Source organism: Kineococcus sp. R86509, from assembly GCF_042466365.1.
Lineage (GTDB): Bacteria > Actinomycetota > Actinomycetes > Actinomycetales > Kineococcaceae > Kineococcus.
Map to the genome: position 1 here is coordinate 2741526 of NZ_JAXHCE010000001.1, position 13921 is coordinate 2755446.

A 13921-nucleotide genomic window follows, 5' to 3' on the forward strand; every position below is an offset into this window, starting at 1 on the left:
CGCGGTCCGATCGTGACCGAGCAGGGGGACCAGTGCTGCACGTCGTCTACCGATCCCACGGCGGGGAGAACGCCAAGGGGCGACCGGCCTGGTACTCCAAGCAGGTCGCCCTGCTGTCGTTCCTGCGCGCCGCCCGGGGCGCCGAGCACGCCGACCTGGTGTTCCTCAACGACGGTCCGATCCCGCAGGAGCGCCTCACGCTCATGCGCGAGCACGGCCGGGTCTCCGCGATCACCGGCGGCAGCAACCGGGCGAGCTACCTCGCCGCGCTGCGCCTCGCCGTCCGCTCCGACTGGGCCGACGACGACGTCGTCCTGTTCGCCGAGGACGACTACCTGTGGCGCCCGGACGCGCTGACCTCGCTGGTCGCGACGGCCGCCACGGCGCGCGCGGAGTACTTCGCGCCCTACGGCGTCGGAACGCACGACGACATCGAGGGCCGGGTGCCGCAGTGGCGCCGTCCGCGCACCTCCCGCGGGGAGGACAGCCTGCCCGCCGACGTCGTGCGCTGGGTGCCGCACGAGTCGACGACGAGCACCTTCGCCGTCCGCGTGGGGGCGTTGCGCCAGGACCACCGGCTGCTGGTCCTGTGCTGCTTCTCCGGGGGCGACTTCGACCACACCAGCCTGCTCGCCGTGCAGGGCATCCCCCGCTTCCGGCTGCGGGACCTCGTCTCGCACCACCGGGGTGCGTCGTCGAACCCGGCGGTGCGGCTGGCCCGTGCCGCGTACCTGACGACCGTCCGCGGCGCGGTCGACGTCGCGTCGTTGCGCACGCCGTCGCGCCGTCGTCGCCTCGCCGCCGCGGACCCCGCGGTGTGCACGCACATGGAGGACGGCTGGCTCGCGCCCGCCCCCGCCGGACGCCCCCGCTACTGGGAGGACCTCGCCGCGCAGACGCTGCGCTGGGCCGCCGAACGGGAACCGTCGGCGCTCGCCTGACGCATCCGTGCGGTGGACCGTTGTCCACTGCCTGGGGATGACGTGTGGACAGCCGGGGGATGACGCCTCGGTTGTCCACAGAGTTTGTCCACCGCTTCATCCACACCCTGTGGATAGATGTGGGAAACGAGCCGTTCCATCCACAGAGGTACCCACACGCGGTGGATGAACGTCAGGCCGTTCGCACACCTGTGCGAACGGCCTGTGGACGACGGCGGGCGTCCTCAGAAGCGTGAACCCGTTGCCGCGTAGGCCAGCAGGCCCACCACGACGACGGCGACAGCACCTGTGCCGGCCCACTGCAGGACCGGGTTGCCCTTGCGTCCACGGGCCATCGCCCACGCGACGAGCGCCCCGGCGAGCAGTCCACCGAGGTGGCCCTGCCAGGAGATCCCGGCCACGAAGACGCCGATCAGGAAGTTGATCACGATCAGGACGGCGATCTGGCTGGTCTGACGACCGAGGTGGCGGTTGACGACGAACATGGCGGCGAAGAGGCCGAAGATGCCCCCGGACGCCCCCACGGTGACGGTCAACGGCGCGGCGAGCAGCAACGCCCCGGCGGCGCCCCCGAGCACGGAGACCAGGTAGAGCGCGGAGAAGCGCAACCGGCCCAGCAGGGGTTCCAGGTACTGCCCCGTGATCCAGAGCGCGTACATGTTGAAGAGCAGGTGCACGGTGTTGCCGTGCAGGAAGGCCGCCGTGACCGGCTGCCACCACTCCCCCGAGGCGAACGAGCCGCCGTACCCGTCCCCCACGAGGGCGAACTGGTAGTAGAAGGAGTCGGGCACGACCTTGCCGCCGAGGAAGGCGAGCACGCAGAGCGCGATGAGCACCTTGGTGACCACGGTGTCACCGCTGCGCAGGGCGCCGCCGAAGCTCGTCCGGGCGGTGCGGACGTCGCGGTTGCCCGCCGCCACGCAGTCCACGCACTGGACGCCGACGGCGGCGGGGCGCTGGCACTCCGGGCACGCGGGCCGGTTGCAGCGCTGACAGCGCACCCACGACTCGCGGTCGGGGTGCCGGGGACAGACGGGGACGTCGCTCACGTGGGGTCCAACGTGCGGGACGCCCCCGTCGTTCGTGCTCAGAGCTGTGGTCTCAGTCGCGTTCGACGTCGACGCTGGTGATGACGACCGGTTCGCGCGGGGCGTCGCCGGGGCCGGTGGGGACGTTCTCGATCGCGTCGACGACGGCCTTGCTGGCCTCGTCGGCGACCTCACCGAAGATGGTGTGCTTGCCGTTGAGGTGCGGCGTGGTCGTCACGGTGATGAAGAACTGCGAGCCGTTGGTGCCGTGACCGGCGATCTTGCCGGCGTTGGCCATGGCGAGCAGGTACTTCTTGTCGAAGCGCAGGTCCGGGTGGATCTCGTCGTCGAACTGGAACCCGGGACCGCCGCGGCCGTCGCCGCGCGGGCACCCGCCCTGGATCATGAAGCCGTCGATGATGCGGTGGAAGGTGAGCCCGTCGTAGAAGGGCTCGGACTTCTTCTCACCGGTGGCGGGGTCCTGCCACTCCTTCGTGCCCTCGGCGAGGCCGACGAAGTTCGCCACCGTCTTCGGGGCGTGGTTCTCGAACAGTTCCAGGCGGATGTCGCCGTGGTTGGTGTGCAGGGTGGCGTACATGGCGGCCATCCTTCCACGACCCCTGCACGCCTTCCTGCGGGCGTCTACTGGCGGTCTGCCTCCACCTGCGGTGGGATGAGCGGTGGTGATCGTCGCTCTCCGTGGTCCGGGGCACCTGCCCGGGACGCCGGACGTTGGCGACGACAGAGCACGACGACGCAGGAGGAGGATCGGATGTCGCTGAGCAAGAGTCGTACCGAGAAGCTGCAGGCCCAGGGTGCGGCGCTGGCGGAGAAGGTCGGACCGGCCGTCGGGAGTGCCCGTGACTGGGCCACGCCCAAGGTCGAGGCCGCTGTCGACTGGGCACAGCCCCGCCTCGAGAAGGGTTGGAACAGCTCCCTCGAGGCCGCCGCGCCGCGCGTGGAGGCCGCTGCCCAGCGGGTCTCGCCCGCGGTCGACAGCGCCCGCGACAAGATCGTCGACGACCTGCTGCCCAAGCTGATCGAGGCCGTGCAGGAGGCCGCCGGAACCGCGCGGGACTCCGCGCAGCACGCGGCGGCCCCCGTCGTCGCCGCCGCGACGGCGGCGGCCGCGTCGACGTCGGACACGGTGAAGGACGCCGTGAAGGACGCCGTCGGCAACGCCAAGGACGCGCAGAAGTCGGTCCAGAAGCCCCTCAGCCGCTCCGCGAAGAAGTCGGCGAAGAAGGCCGCACGTCGGGCGGCGGCGGCTGCGGCCGCCGCCAAGGGTGCCAAGAAGGTCGCCCGGAAGACCGCGAAGACCGCGAAGAAGCACCCCGCCGCCACCCTGGCCGTGGTGACGAAGGCAGCGGCGAAGAAGAAGCAGAAGAAGGGTGGCGCGGGGAAGAAGTTCCTGGTCCTCACCATCCTCGCCGCCGGTGGAACCGCCGTGTGGGCGGCGACCCGGGGCAAGAAGGAGGACCCGTGGGCGGCACCGGGCGCGGCCTGGACCCCCGCTCCCGCGGCGAGCACCCCCGTGACCCCGAAGACCGAGGCCTCGACCGAGAACCTCGAGAAGGCGACCGCGCCGGAGACGACCCCGGACACCACGCCGGAGACCGTCACCCCCGGGACCGTCACGGACGCGACCCCGGACGAGCTCAAGGGCGACTGAGCCTGTCCTGACGGAGGGTTCGGCGTGCCGGGACCTACCCGGTCCAGTCACGCCGGACCCTCCGTCACGTCGTGGCGGGCACCTCCGGGGTGACGACCCACCGTGAACGGAGCAGCTCGTCACTGGTCACCGGACGCGACCACAGGAAGCCCTGACCCTGGTCGCAGCCCAGGCGGCGCATGACCTCCGCCGTCGCGGCGTCCTCGATGCCCTCGGCGACGAGGCGGAGTCCGAGGGCGTGGACGAGACCGACGGTGTGGCGCACGACGGCCTCCGCCGCGGGGTCGCTGCCGATGCCGATGGTGAAGGACCGATCGAGCTTGACCTCGTCGACCGGCAGCCGCCGCAGGTAGGACAACGACGAGTAGCCCGTCCCGAAGTCGTCGAGGCTCACGTGCACCCCGAGGGCCCGGACGGACGCGAGCACCCCGGCGACCCGTTCCGGGTCGGTCACGAGGCTGTCCTCGGTGAGCTCCACGGTCAGCGCCGACGCCGGTAGACCGAACTCGCCGAGGAGCTGCGCCAGGCGGGCGGCGAGGGTGAGGTCCTGGACGTCGACGGCGGACAGGTTCACGGCCACGGGGACGTCCAGACCCCCGGCGGCCAGGCGCCGGGCGGCGTGCAGCGCGGCGTGCAGGACCTCCGAGGCCAGGGCCGGCAGCAGACCGGCCCGGGCCATGAGGGGCAGGAACTCGCTGGGTGGCAGCAGGGTTCCGTCGGCGTCGCGCCAGCGGGCCAGGGCCTCCACGCCGCTGAGGGTCCCGTCGCCGAGGTCGATCTTGGGCTGCAGGAGGACCTCGACGTGTCCGGCGGCGGCGCGCCGGGCGGGGTCGCCGGTGAGACCGTCGCGCAGGCGCGAGAGGAGGGCGAGGTTGAACTCCCCCACGTGACCGGCACCGGCGTCGGCAGGGGTGCAGACCCGACGTGGGCTGCCCTTCGCCGCGTACATCGCGACGTCGGCCATCCGCAGCAGCGCGCCGCGGCTCTCGGGCCCACCGGACGTGCCGGCGACGCCGACGGAAGCGTCGACGGTGATGCGGGCGGTGCTCAGGGTGAACGGTTCCTGGGCCGCGCGCACGACGTCGGCGGCCAGGGCCACGCCGTCGGCCTCACCGGTGCCCGGGAGCAGCAGGGCGAACTCGTCACCGCCGAGGCGGGCGAAGAGCTGACCCGGTCGCAGGACGCGTTCGACCCGACGGGCGAAGGCGACGAGGAGTTCGTCGCCGGCGCTGTGACCGAGGCTGTCGTTGACGTCCTTGAACCCGTCCAGATCGACCAGGAGCATCGTGGTGCTCGTGCCCTCCCGGGCGGCGGCGCCCAGGACGGCGTCGCACTCCTCGTAGAGGGCGCGGCGGTTCGGCAGGCGGGTCAGGTCGTCGGTGCGGGCCTCCCGGTGGACGTCGGCCAAGCGGCCCAGCTCCCGGAACGTCATGGCGGCGCGCAGCCCGGCCCCGGAGACGCAGGCCGCGGCGAAGGCGCCGGCGACGGGCGGGAACCGGTCCCCCTGCCCGAGGAAGAGCAGCACGAGGCTGGCGCCGGCGCTGAGCAGCGGGACGAGCAGGACACGCAGCGAGCCACCCCGGCGACGGGTGAGGACCTCGAGGGCGTCGACGGTGCGGGCCCGGTGGCTGCGGTGCGCCCCGAACGCCATGAGGACGATCCCGGCGAGGAACCCGACGTCCCCCCAGCCGCCCTGGACGTAGCTGCCCTCGACCGTCCGGGTGGACAGGACGATGTCGCTGGCCGTGGTCACCGCCAGCCCGGCGGTCAGGAGCAGGACCCAGTCGCGGGTCGCGGTGCGCAGGATGAAGAGCACCCCGACCAGCAGGACCAGGAGCAGCAGGTCGAAGACGGGGTAGGCGATGGAGGCCACGACGGTGAGCAGGGGGGCGCTGGGGTCGACCGCGGTCAGCGGCCGGAACCACAACGCCGCCGCGACGGCGGCCACCCCGGCGCCGGCCACCAGACCGTCGAGCCACACGCTCAGCGGGAACCGCCCGACGTGGGCGGTGAGGACCAGCACGATCGCCAGGTAGCAGGCCGGGTACCAGCACAGGTAGAACGCGTCCGAGAGGGAGGGGTAGGGGACGACGGGCAGCTGGGCCAGGACCAGGGAGAACCACACGTTCCCGACCGCGGTGCAGAGCATGCCGACCGCCAGGACGCGCCAGCCGACGGCGTCGCGCCGGGACGGGGAGGCGTGCAGGAACAACCCGGCGGCGGCGCTGACGTAGACGACGTTGTAGAGGACCAGGTCGACGACCGTCGAGACCGGCGCGCCGCCGAACGTGCGGTCGAGGAGGGGACGCAGGGGGACGCACGCGCAGGAGGCCGCGAAGGCCACTGCCATCACCACCACCGCGACCCGGGTCGCGGTGGCCCGCAGGGACGGACCGCGCACTCGACCACCTCCCGGACTCGGCGACCCGCGCCGGGCCCCTGTCTCACGTCGGCTGGTGCGGGCGGGGCCTTGACCGTCTCGCGGGGACGTCCGGCGTCGAACGGCCACGGTGTGCGTGCACCGCTTCGGAAGGGCCTCCTGGGTGCCGATGGTGGGGAGGGTCGTGCGACGGGTGCGACGGCGGGTGCAGCATCGACGGATCGGGGACGCGCGGGCTGTGCGGGAGATGGTGGTGAGACCGCGGGGCCCCGGGGCGGAACGCGGGCTCGACGACGCGGCGACGTCCCTGCGGGCCAGTCAGGTGTTCATCGCCCTGTGCGCGCCCGCCCTGCTGCTGCTGGCGGTCGCGGTCGTGACCCTCGTCCCCGAGATCCTGCGTCCGGGCACGGTGCCCGTGGTCCTGGGGGCGGGCGTCCTCGCCCAGCCGGTGGCCGCCCTGGCCGTCCTGCAGCACCGACGCACCCGGAGACCCCAGAGCTGGTGGTCGGTGTGGGCCACCCTGCTGATCGCCGTCCTCACCCTGTGCGTCCGCGATCCCGCGTTCCGGCAGGAGGCGGTGATGGCCCTGGTGGTCGGCCCGCTCTACGCCGCGATGTTCACGAGCATCCGCTCGATGCTCCTCCACCTGGCCCTGGCCGGCGGGACCGCCTCCAGCCTCGTCCTCGCGATCGCCGGGGACCCCCTGGTCCGGATGGCGCGGGTGCTGGCCGTCGACATGGTGCTCGTCATCACCGTCAGCGGGTTCTTCATCCTGCGCCGACGTCTCGACGCCGCGCTGCACCGGGCGGTCACCGCGCTCGAACGGGCCGACCACCTCGCCGCGCACGACCCGTTGACGGGCCTGCTGAACCGGCGGGGACTGAGCGCGGCCCTCGAGGTCGCCCCGTGCGGCGCACCGGGCCCCGACCCGTCGACGACGGGCGCTGTGCTGCTCGACATCGACCACTTCAAACGCATCAACGACACCCTGGGGCACCAGACCGGCGACGAGGTGCTCTGCCGGGTCGCCGCCGTGCTGACGAGGACGGTGCGACCGGGTGACCTGGTCGCGCGCGTCGGCGGCGAGGAGTTCTTCGTCGTCGTGCCCGGCGCCGACCTCGCCGACGTGGCGGCGCTGGCGGAACGGCTGCGCACCGCCGTCAGCGCGGACGTGGACGGCCCGGCGGTGACCGTCAGCGCGGGCGTCGCGGCCACGGCGGCGCACGCGTCCGGCTCGTTGGACGACCTGTACGGCCGCGCCGACCGCCTGCTCTACCGGGCCAAGGTCGAGGGTCGCGACCGGGTCTGCGTCGACGCCGCCTGACCCGCCGGCCCCCCGCGTCGATGCGCACGCGGTGCACCGTGCCACGGAGGTCGAGGGTCAGGGGGTGGACGACGAAGGCCGGCCACGCTCTCGCGTGACCGGCCTCGACGGGTTCCGGTGGAGGCAAGGGGACTCGAACCCCTAACCCCCTGCTTGCAAAGCAGGTGCGCTACCAATTGCGCCATGCCCCCGGAGGGTGGACCTCAGCGGACCGAGTCGGTCGCCTCGGCCCAGAGGTCGCGCTCGGCTTTCTCCGACGCCTTGCGGCGCCACACGACGGCGGCACCCGCGAGCACCGCCACCAACAGCAGCTTCTTCACCGGGGAACCTCCAGGACGTGGTCGAGACGACGGCAAAAAGCTAGCACGCGCGACCCCGGGTGATCGCCCGGGACTCAGGTCTGCGGGCCGGGTGCCGACCGGTGGGTGTCATGCCGACGCCCCCGAGGTCCCGCAGCCACCCGCGCACCGCGCTGGTGCACGAGTGGATCGCGGCGCGCGCCGGGGCGGAACAGGTCTTCGAGGTCCTCGCGGGACAGTTCCCCGACGCCGACCTGCACGCCCTCAGCGCCGAACCGGGCGTCGTCCTCGACCTCGGCGGGCGACGCGTGCGGACGACGGCCCTCGACGCCCTCCGGGGGCACCGCGCGCTGGCCCTGCCGCTGATGGCCCCGGCCTGGTGGGCGCACGCGCGCGACGTCCAGGGCGGCTACGACCTCGTCCTCACCTCCCACCACGCCTTCGCGACCTCGAACCGGCTCGTCGCCCCGGACGGGGTGCACCTCGCCTACGTCCACACCCCCGCCCGCTACGTGTGGAGCCCCGAACTCGACGGTCGCGGCACGTCACCGCTGCTGGCCCCGGCCCGTCGGGCGTTGTCCGTGCTGGACCGCCGGGCCGCCGCCGGGCTGACCGCGATCGCCGCGAACAGCGCCGAGGTCGCCGCCCGCGTCGAACGGTTCTGGCACCGCGAGGCCGTCGTCATCCACCCACCCGTCGACGTGGGTTCCTTCGCCGACGAGGCGCCGGACACCCTCGACCTGCCGGCGGGGTTCCTCCTCGCCCTCGGCCGGTTCGTGCCCTACAAGAACCACCTCGCGGCGATCGACGTCGGTGAACGCCTCGGGCGGGCCGTCGTCGTCGCCGGCCGGGGACCGCTGCTCGCGCAGCTGCGCGAGCGCGCGGCGACGAGCCGGGTCCCCGTGCTCGTGCTCGACTCCCCCACCCGGCCGCAGGTCCGCGAACTGCTCCGCCGGGCGAGCGTGCTGCTGTTCCCGACGGTGGAGGACTTCGGCATCGTGCCCGTCGAGGCGATGGCCTCGGGGACCCCCGTCGTCGCGCCCGCCCGCGGAGGTTCCGGCGAGACCGTGCTCGACGGGGTGAGCGGGGCGCTCGTGGAGGACCTGCACGTCGAGACGCTCGCGGCCGCCGTGGCGCGGGCCGAGGGCTGCCTGCCCTCGGCCTGCCGCGACCGCGCGAAGGTCTTCGACGTCACCCGCTTCCGCGACGAGGTCGCGGCCTTCGTCGAGCGGCACGCCGGGGGGCGCGGGTGATCCTGGAACTCGGGCTCGCGGCCGCCGGGGCCTTCACCGGTCTGCTGTTCTGCGTCACCGCCTCCGACCGGACCCGGTTGTCGGTGGCGGCGTTCCTCGCCGTGCCGCAGTTGTTCGTCGGGCCGCTGGGCAAGCTGTCGCTGCCGCTGAGCCAGTGCTGGGTCATCCTGATCGCCGTCTGCTGGCTGCTGGAGCGCAAGGAACTCCCCGTCCGCGACCCGGTGTTCCGCGTGGTGCTGCTGCTGGCGCTGGCCGAGGGCCTCGCCATCGCATGGTCGCCCGTGCCCATGTACGGGATCCTCGAGGTCGCCCGGATCGTGTCGTTCCTCTTCCTCGTGCTCTACGCGACGCGGGTCGAGCGGTCGAGACCCGGTGCGCTGACCGGACCGTTCACCATCGTGCTGCTCTGGGCCCTGCTCAACGCCGTGCTGGTCTGGACGTTCCGCCTGCTGCCCGCGGTCGAGTCGACGTTCCTGCACTCCCCGCTCGCGACGCTCATCGTGGGTCCCGACGCGATCACCGCGTTCTTCAACGGCTCCGCCAACAACGTCACCGACCCCGACAAGGCCGGCGGATTCTTCATCAACGCCAACGTGTCGTCGATGTTCCTCGGCGTCGCGACGTTCTCCTTCCTGGCCCTCGGGGTCGGTCAGCGCGGGCTCCGCCGCCGGTTCTACGCCGCGGGGGCCCTCGTCTGCTGGTCGGCCACGTTCGCCACCGGTTCCAAGACCGCGGCCGCGCTGGCGCTGCTGCTGCCCGTCGCCGTCCGCGGCGTCCAGGTCCTCGGCCGGCCCAACGCGAAGTGGTTCCTCCCGCAGGCCGCCGGAGCGATCGGTCTCGGTGCGTGGGTCCTCCCGGGCATCCTCGAGAAGTTCGTGCCCGGCTACGCCGAGGCGTCCACGGAGAGCCTCGAGAGCCGGCAACCCATGTGGGACTTCGCGTTGCAGATGTTCCGCGAACACCTCGTCCTCGGCCTCGGCCACGGTGGCTGGGACCTGACGATCGCGCAGTTCGCGTCCCTGGGGATCACGACCCTGCCCCCGCACAACCTCTTCATCGCCGCCTGGTCCGCCGCCGGACTACCCGGCGTCGCCGCCCTGCTGGCGATGGCGGTCACGATCCTCGTCGTCCTCACCCGCACCGTCGTCACCACCGTGGGAACCCCCGTCGCCCGCACGGCGGCGTTCGCCCTCGGGGCGTGGTGGTGGGTGCTCATCCACGGCATGGGCGACAACACCGCGATCTACGGCGAGTCGAAGTCGATGATCCTGCTGGCCATGCTGCTGGCCCTCGTCGCCACCCGGGTCCAGGCCGCCCGGGCCGTCGAACCCCAGGAGGCGGCGTGCCCCGCGTAGCCGTCCTGCGGCACACGTTCGGGATCGCCTCCGAGACGTTCGTGCTGGAACAGGCGCGGGCGTTCACGCGCTGGGAACCCGTCCTGCTCTCCCGCGACGCCCTTCCCGCCGGGTTGTCCGGTGCTGTGCTCGGCCGCGGCGCCGCAGCGCACACCGCCGGCCTCGGGTCCGCCCCGATGACCCGGCTGCTGCGGGACCTGCGGGTCGACGCCGTCCTGGCCCACTTCGGGGTCGAGGGTTCCTGCGTCCTGCCCGCGACCCGCCGGGCCGGTGTCCCCCTCGCGACGGTCTTCCACGGTTTCGACGCGACGACCACCACGGCCGCACTGCTGCGCGCCCGGACGCCGTCCTGGGTGACGTACGCCCGCCGCAGGGCGCGGCTGGCCCGCCAGGGTGAGCTGTTCCTGCCCGTCTCAGAACACCTGCGCACCCGGTTGCTGGAGCGGGGTTTCCCCGCGGACCGCACCGTGACCCACCACCTCGGACTCGACCTGCGGAAGCTCCCCGCCGCCGGGGAACCCGAACCCCGCACGATCGTCCACGTCGGGCGACTCGTCCCGAAGAAGGGCCACGTCCACCTGCTGCGGGCGCTCGCGGAACTCCCCGGCGTCCGGTTGACGTGCGTGGGCGACGGACCGCTGCTCGGGGAACTCACGCACCTGGTCGGCGAACTGGGTCTGGGTGACCGGGTGCGGTTCGCGGGTCGCCTCGACAACACCGCCACGCTGGAACTCGTCGCGCGTTCCGCGGTGCTGTGCCTGCCCTCGACGACCGCTCCGAGCGGTGACCAGGAAGGACTGGGCCAGGTGCTGCTGGAAGCGGGAGCGCTGGGTCGTCCCGTCGTGGCGAGCCGGCACGGCGGGATCCCGTCGGCCGTCGTCGACGGCGTCACGGGGTTGCTGGTCCCCGAGGCCGATCCGGTGGCGTTGGCCGCCGCGCTGCGCCGCGTCCTCGACGACCCGGAGCTCGCCGCCCGGCTGGGTTCGGCGGCACGCGAGCACGTCACCGGGGAGTTCGACGTGAACAGTCGGACCGCGCGGCTCGAGGAACTCCTCGACGGGCTGGTGCGGCGGTGAAGCGCGTCGTCGTCGTGACCCGCGGCCTGCCCGTGCACCACGTGGGCGGGATGGAGTCGGTGGCCTGGGACCTGTGCCGGGAACTCGCCTGGACCACGGCGGTCACGGTGCTGACCACCTCCGTTCCCGGGCGTCCCGACGACTTCGTGCTGGACGGGGTGCGGCTGCGGGCGTTGCCGAGAACCCCGAGCGGACGCTACTCCGCGGCGTGGTGGCGGGCCTCCCGCGCGGCGCTGGTGGAGGAACTCTCCGACGGTGACGTGGGTGGGGTCCTCTCGATCAGCGCAGGGGCGTTCTCCGGCGTGGACCTGGTCGCCGGTTCCGGCGCCCGCGCGGTCATGCAGGCGCACGGCACTTCCGTCATGGAACTCGCCTCGAAGCTCGGCAGCCACCGGTTGCGGCCGACGGTGTCCTCGGTCCGCAACGTCCGGGGACTCCTGCGCGACGTCGCGACGTACCGGAGGTTCGACGACGTCGTGGCCATCGGCCCCAGCGTCGAACGGTCGCTCTCCCGGGCACCGCTGGGCAGCCTCGTCGGGATGCCACCGATCCACCTGCTGCCCAACGGGGTCGACGGTGCGGTGTTCCGTCCCGACCCCGTCGCGGCTGCGGGACTGCGGGCGGAGCTGTCGATCCCTGCCGGTCCTCCCCTGCTGCTGGTGGCCGGCCGGTTGCACCCGCAGAAGCGCGCCGACCGCTCGGTGCGGTTGCTCTCCGGGCTCGACGGTTTCCTCGTCCTCGCCGGTGACGGTCCCGACCGCGCCGCGCTGGAACACCTCGCCCGGGAACTCGGGGTCTCCGCACGGGTCCGGTTCCTGGGTTCCGTAGCCCGGGAACGCGTCCCGGCCCTCTACGCGGCCGCCGACGTCTCGCTGCTCACCTCGCAGTGGCGGGAGGGCTTGCCGATGGCCGTCCTGGAGTCCCTGGCCTGCGGGACCCCGGCCGTGACGGCCCTGACCACGGCGGAGGTCACCGGCGCCGGCGATGCCGTGACCAGGGTCGACGCGAGCGACCCGACGGCGCTGCTGGAGGCGGTCCGCACCGTCCTCGCGCGGGGGCGCTCGAGCAGTTCGCTGTTGCCCGCGGGGTACGACCTCGCCGGGGTCGCCGCGCGCTACGCGGACCTGCTGGGCGTCGGCTGATGCGGGCCGCCGTCCAGCGTCTCGTGCTCGGCGGTCTGGCGGGGAAACTGCTGGGGATGCTGCGCGAGGTCCTGCTCGCCGCGGCCTACGGCACGGGGATCCCGGCGACGGCGACCCGCGTCGCGCAGACCGGAACCCTCGTGCCGGTCGACTTCTTCACCGCCGACGTGCTGACCGCGGGGTTCCTGCCGCTGCACAAGGAACTCCTGAGCACCGATCCGGCCCGGGCGGCGACGCTGTTCCACGGACTGCGCACGGCCCTCTGGGTGCTGTCCGGGATCCTCACCGTCGGGTTGCTCGTGTTCGCCCGGCCGGCGGTGGACCTGCTCGCGCCGGGCCTCGACGCCGGGGCGGCGTCGGCGTCCGCGGAGTTCCTGCGGGTGATGGCCGTCGGGATCCCCAGCTACCTGCAGTTCTCGCTGCTGAGCTACCTGGAGATCTCCCACGACGGGTTCCGGCTGTCCAGCGCGCGGGCGACGGCGCAGAACCTCGGCATGCTCGCGTCGCTGGGACTGGCCTGGCTGCTGCACCGACCCGTCGTCCTGGCCGGGGGTTTCGCCGCGGCCTACCTCGTCCTGCACGCCTGGGGGTACGCGTCGGTACGCCGCCGCGGGTTCCTGCCCCCGGTCTCGGGGGTGGGCGGTCGGGAACTGCGCGGGCGGTTGTGGCGACGGTTGCGGCCGTTGCTGCTGCTGCCCCTCGTGCTGCAGGGTTCCGTCGTCACCGAGCGGATCGTCGCCTCGCTGCTCGGGGACCAGGTCGTCGCCGCCGTCGACTACGCCCGGTTCGTGGCGAGCACGGGAGTGAACCTGCTGGCCGTCCCGCTGGGCCTGGCCGGGCTGGCGGCGTTGTCCGGTCTGGACACCGCCGTCGCCCGCGAGCGCCTGGCCGGGATCCTGCCGGGGTTGCTGCTCGTCGTCGCGCCGGTCTCGGTGGTGCTGGCGGTGGGGAGTTCGCAGGTGGTGGAGGTCCTCTACGCCCGCGGTGCGTTCGACGCGGGCGCGGTGGCGACGTCGGCGTCGGTGCTGACGGGTTTCGGTCTGGGTTTCTGGGCGCAGTCGTGCGCGTACGTGTTGGTGAAGGCGCTGAACGCGGCGAACGAGAACACGGTGGCGGCGGGGTCGCTGCTGGCGGGACTGGTCGTGACGTTGGCGGTGAACGTGTCGCTGCACGCGCTGCTGGGCCCGGTGACCCTGGGGCTGGCCGCGTCGGCCGGGGCCGTGGTGACAGCCGCCGTCGCCGCGCACGTGCTCGGGGTCTCGCGGACGTTGTGGCGCTGGGTCGGGGCGTGCGTGCCGGTGGCGCTGGTGGCGTGGGGTGCGTGCGCGTGGGCCCCCGCCCGGGGGTGGCCGGGGCTCGTCGCCGTCGGCGGGTGCGTGCTGGCGGTGTTCGCGGTCGCGGTGCTGGTGCTGGCGCCGTGGCGCCGGGTCGTCCTCGCGCTGGTGCGCTGA

The 13921-nt window shown here is 73.3% G+C and carries 12 protein-coding genes and 1 tRNA gene; 8 read left to right on the forward strand and 5 right to left on the reverse strand.

Features of this window, described 5'->3' with window-relative positions; all coding sequences use genetic code 11:
- Positions 1-32: 32 nt before the first annotated feature.
- A complete protein-coding gene (locus tag SJY07_RS13520; protein ID WP_380159802.1) occupies positions 33-941 on the forward strand; it encodes a hypothetical protein in 909 nt (302 codons plus the stop codon).
- A gap of 224 nt (positions 942-1165) precedes the next feature.
- Here the strand turns inward: SJY07_RS13520 and SJY07_RS13525 are convergent, their stop codons facing one another.
- Positions 1166-1990 carry a rhomboid family intramembrane serine protease gene (locus SJY07_RS13525; RefSeq protein ID WP_380159803.1) on the reverse strand — a complete coding sequence of 275 codons (825 nt, stop codon included), beginning with the start codon at positions 1988-1990 and terminating at the stop codon, positions 1166-1168.
- A gap of 52 nt (positions 1991-2042) precedes the next feature.
- The gene (locus tag SJY07_RS13530) at positions 2043-2567 is read right to left on the reverse strand and encodes a peptidylprolyl isomerase (protein ID WP_328293718.1); all 525 of its coding nucleotides are present in this window, start codon (positions 2565-2567) and stop codon (positions 2043-2045) included.
- A 174-nt stretch (positions 2568-2741) separates the two neighbouring features.
- Between SJY07_RS13530 and SJY07_RS13535 the strand changes: the two genes are divergently transcribed.
- A complete protein-coding gene (locus tag SJY07_RS13535; protein WP_380159805.1) occupies positions 2742-3641 on the forward strand; it encodes a hypothetical protein in 900 nt (299 codons plus the stop codon).
- 64 nt (positions 3642-3705) lie between these two features.
- Here SJY07_RS13535 and SJY07_RS13540 read toward each other — a convergent pair whose 3' ends face one another.
- Positions 3706-6042: a putative bifunctional diguanylate cyclase/phosphodiesterase gene (locus SJY07_RS13540; protein WP_380159807.1), complete on the reverse strand. Its 2337-nt coding sequence runs from the start codon at positions 6040-6042 to the stop codon at positions 3706-3708.
- A gap of 232 nt (positions 6043-6274) precedes the next feature.
- On the opposite strand from SJY07_RS13540, the gene SJY07_RS13545 reads away from it, so the two are divergent.
- Positions 6275-7345 carry a GGDEF domain-containing protein gene (locus SJY07_RS13545; protein ID WP_380159808.1) on the forward strand — a complete coding sequence of 357 codons (1071 nt, stop codon included), beginning with the start codon at positions 6275-6277 and terminating at the stop codon, positions 7343-7345.
- 118 nt (positions 7346-7463) lie between these two features.
- Here the strand turns inward: SJY07_RS13545 and SJY07_RS13550 are convergent.
- Positions 7464-7536 (reverse strand) — tRNA-Ala (locus SJY07_RS13550).
- A gap of 12 nt (positions 7537-7548) precedes the next feature.
- Positions 7549-7665, reverse strand: coding sequence for a DLW-39 family protein (locus SJY07_RS13555; RefSeq protein ID WP_328293714.1), 117 nt, complete (start codon positions 7663-7665; stop codon positions 7549-7551).
- A 110-nt stretch (positions 7666-7775) separates the two neighbouring features.
- Here SJY07_RS13555 and SJY07_RS13560 point away from each other — a divergent pair, with 110 nt between their 5' ends.
- The 5 genes from SJY07_RS13560 to SJY07_RS13580 are packed head-to-tail and all read left to right on the forward strand — an operon-like array spanning position 7776 to position 13921.
- Positions 7776-8897, forward strand: coding sequence for a glycosyltransferase (locus tag SJY07_RS13560; RefSeq protein ID WP_380159811.1), 1122 nt, complete (start codon positions 7776-7778; stop codon positions 8895-8897).
- Entirely contained in the window at positions 8894-10252 is a 1359-nt protein-coding gene (locus SJY07_RS13565) for an O-antigen ligase family protein (RefSeq protein WP_380159813.1), read from the forward strand. Before SJY07_RS13560 ends, SJY07_RS13565 begins: the two co-directional genes overlap by 4 nt.
- A complete protein-coding gene (locus tag SJY07_RS13570; RefSeq protein ID WP_380159814.1) occupies positions 10240-11328 on the forward strand; it encodes a glycosyltransferase in 1089 nt (362 codons plus the stop codon). The genes SJY07_RS13565 and SJY07_RS13570 overlap by 13 nt, the downstream gene beginning before the upstream one ends.
- Positions 11325-12470, forward strand: a complete 1146-nt coding sequence (locus SJY07_RS13575; RefSeq protein ID WP_380159816.1) for a glycosyltransferase family 4 protein — start codon at positions 11325-11327, stop codon at positions 12468-12470. Before SJY07_RS13570 ends, SJY07_RS13575 begins: the two co-directional genes overlap by 4 nt.
- A complete protein-coding gene (locus SJY07_RS13580; RefSeq protein ID WP_380159818.1) occupies positions 12470-13921 on the forward strand; it encodes a lipid II flippase MurJ in 1452 nt (483 codons plus the stop codon). Before SJY07_RS13575 ends, SJY07_RS13580 begins: the two co-directional genes overlap by 1 nt.

What these genes read in the sequence shown, in the direction of transcription:
- SJY07_RS13530 (WP_328293718.1), bottom strand. Translation starts at nt 2,567, where the DNA reads ATGTACGCCACCCTGCACACCAACCACGGCGACATCCGCCTGGAACTG.
- SJY07_RS13580 (WP_380159818.1), top strand. Translation starts at nt 12,470, where the DNA reads ATGCGGGCCGCCGTCCAGCGTCTCGTGCTCGGCGGTCTGGCGGGGAAA.
- SJY07_RS13560 (WP_380159811.1), top strand. Translation starts at nt 7,776, where the DNA reads ATGCCGACGCCCCCGAGGTCCCGCAGCCACCCGCGCACCGCGCTGGTG.
- SJY07_RS13535 (WP_380159805.1), top strand. Translation starts at nt 2,742, where the DNA reads ATGTCGCTGAGCAAGAGTCGTACCGAGAAGCTGCAGGCCCAGGGTGCG.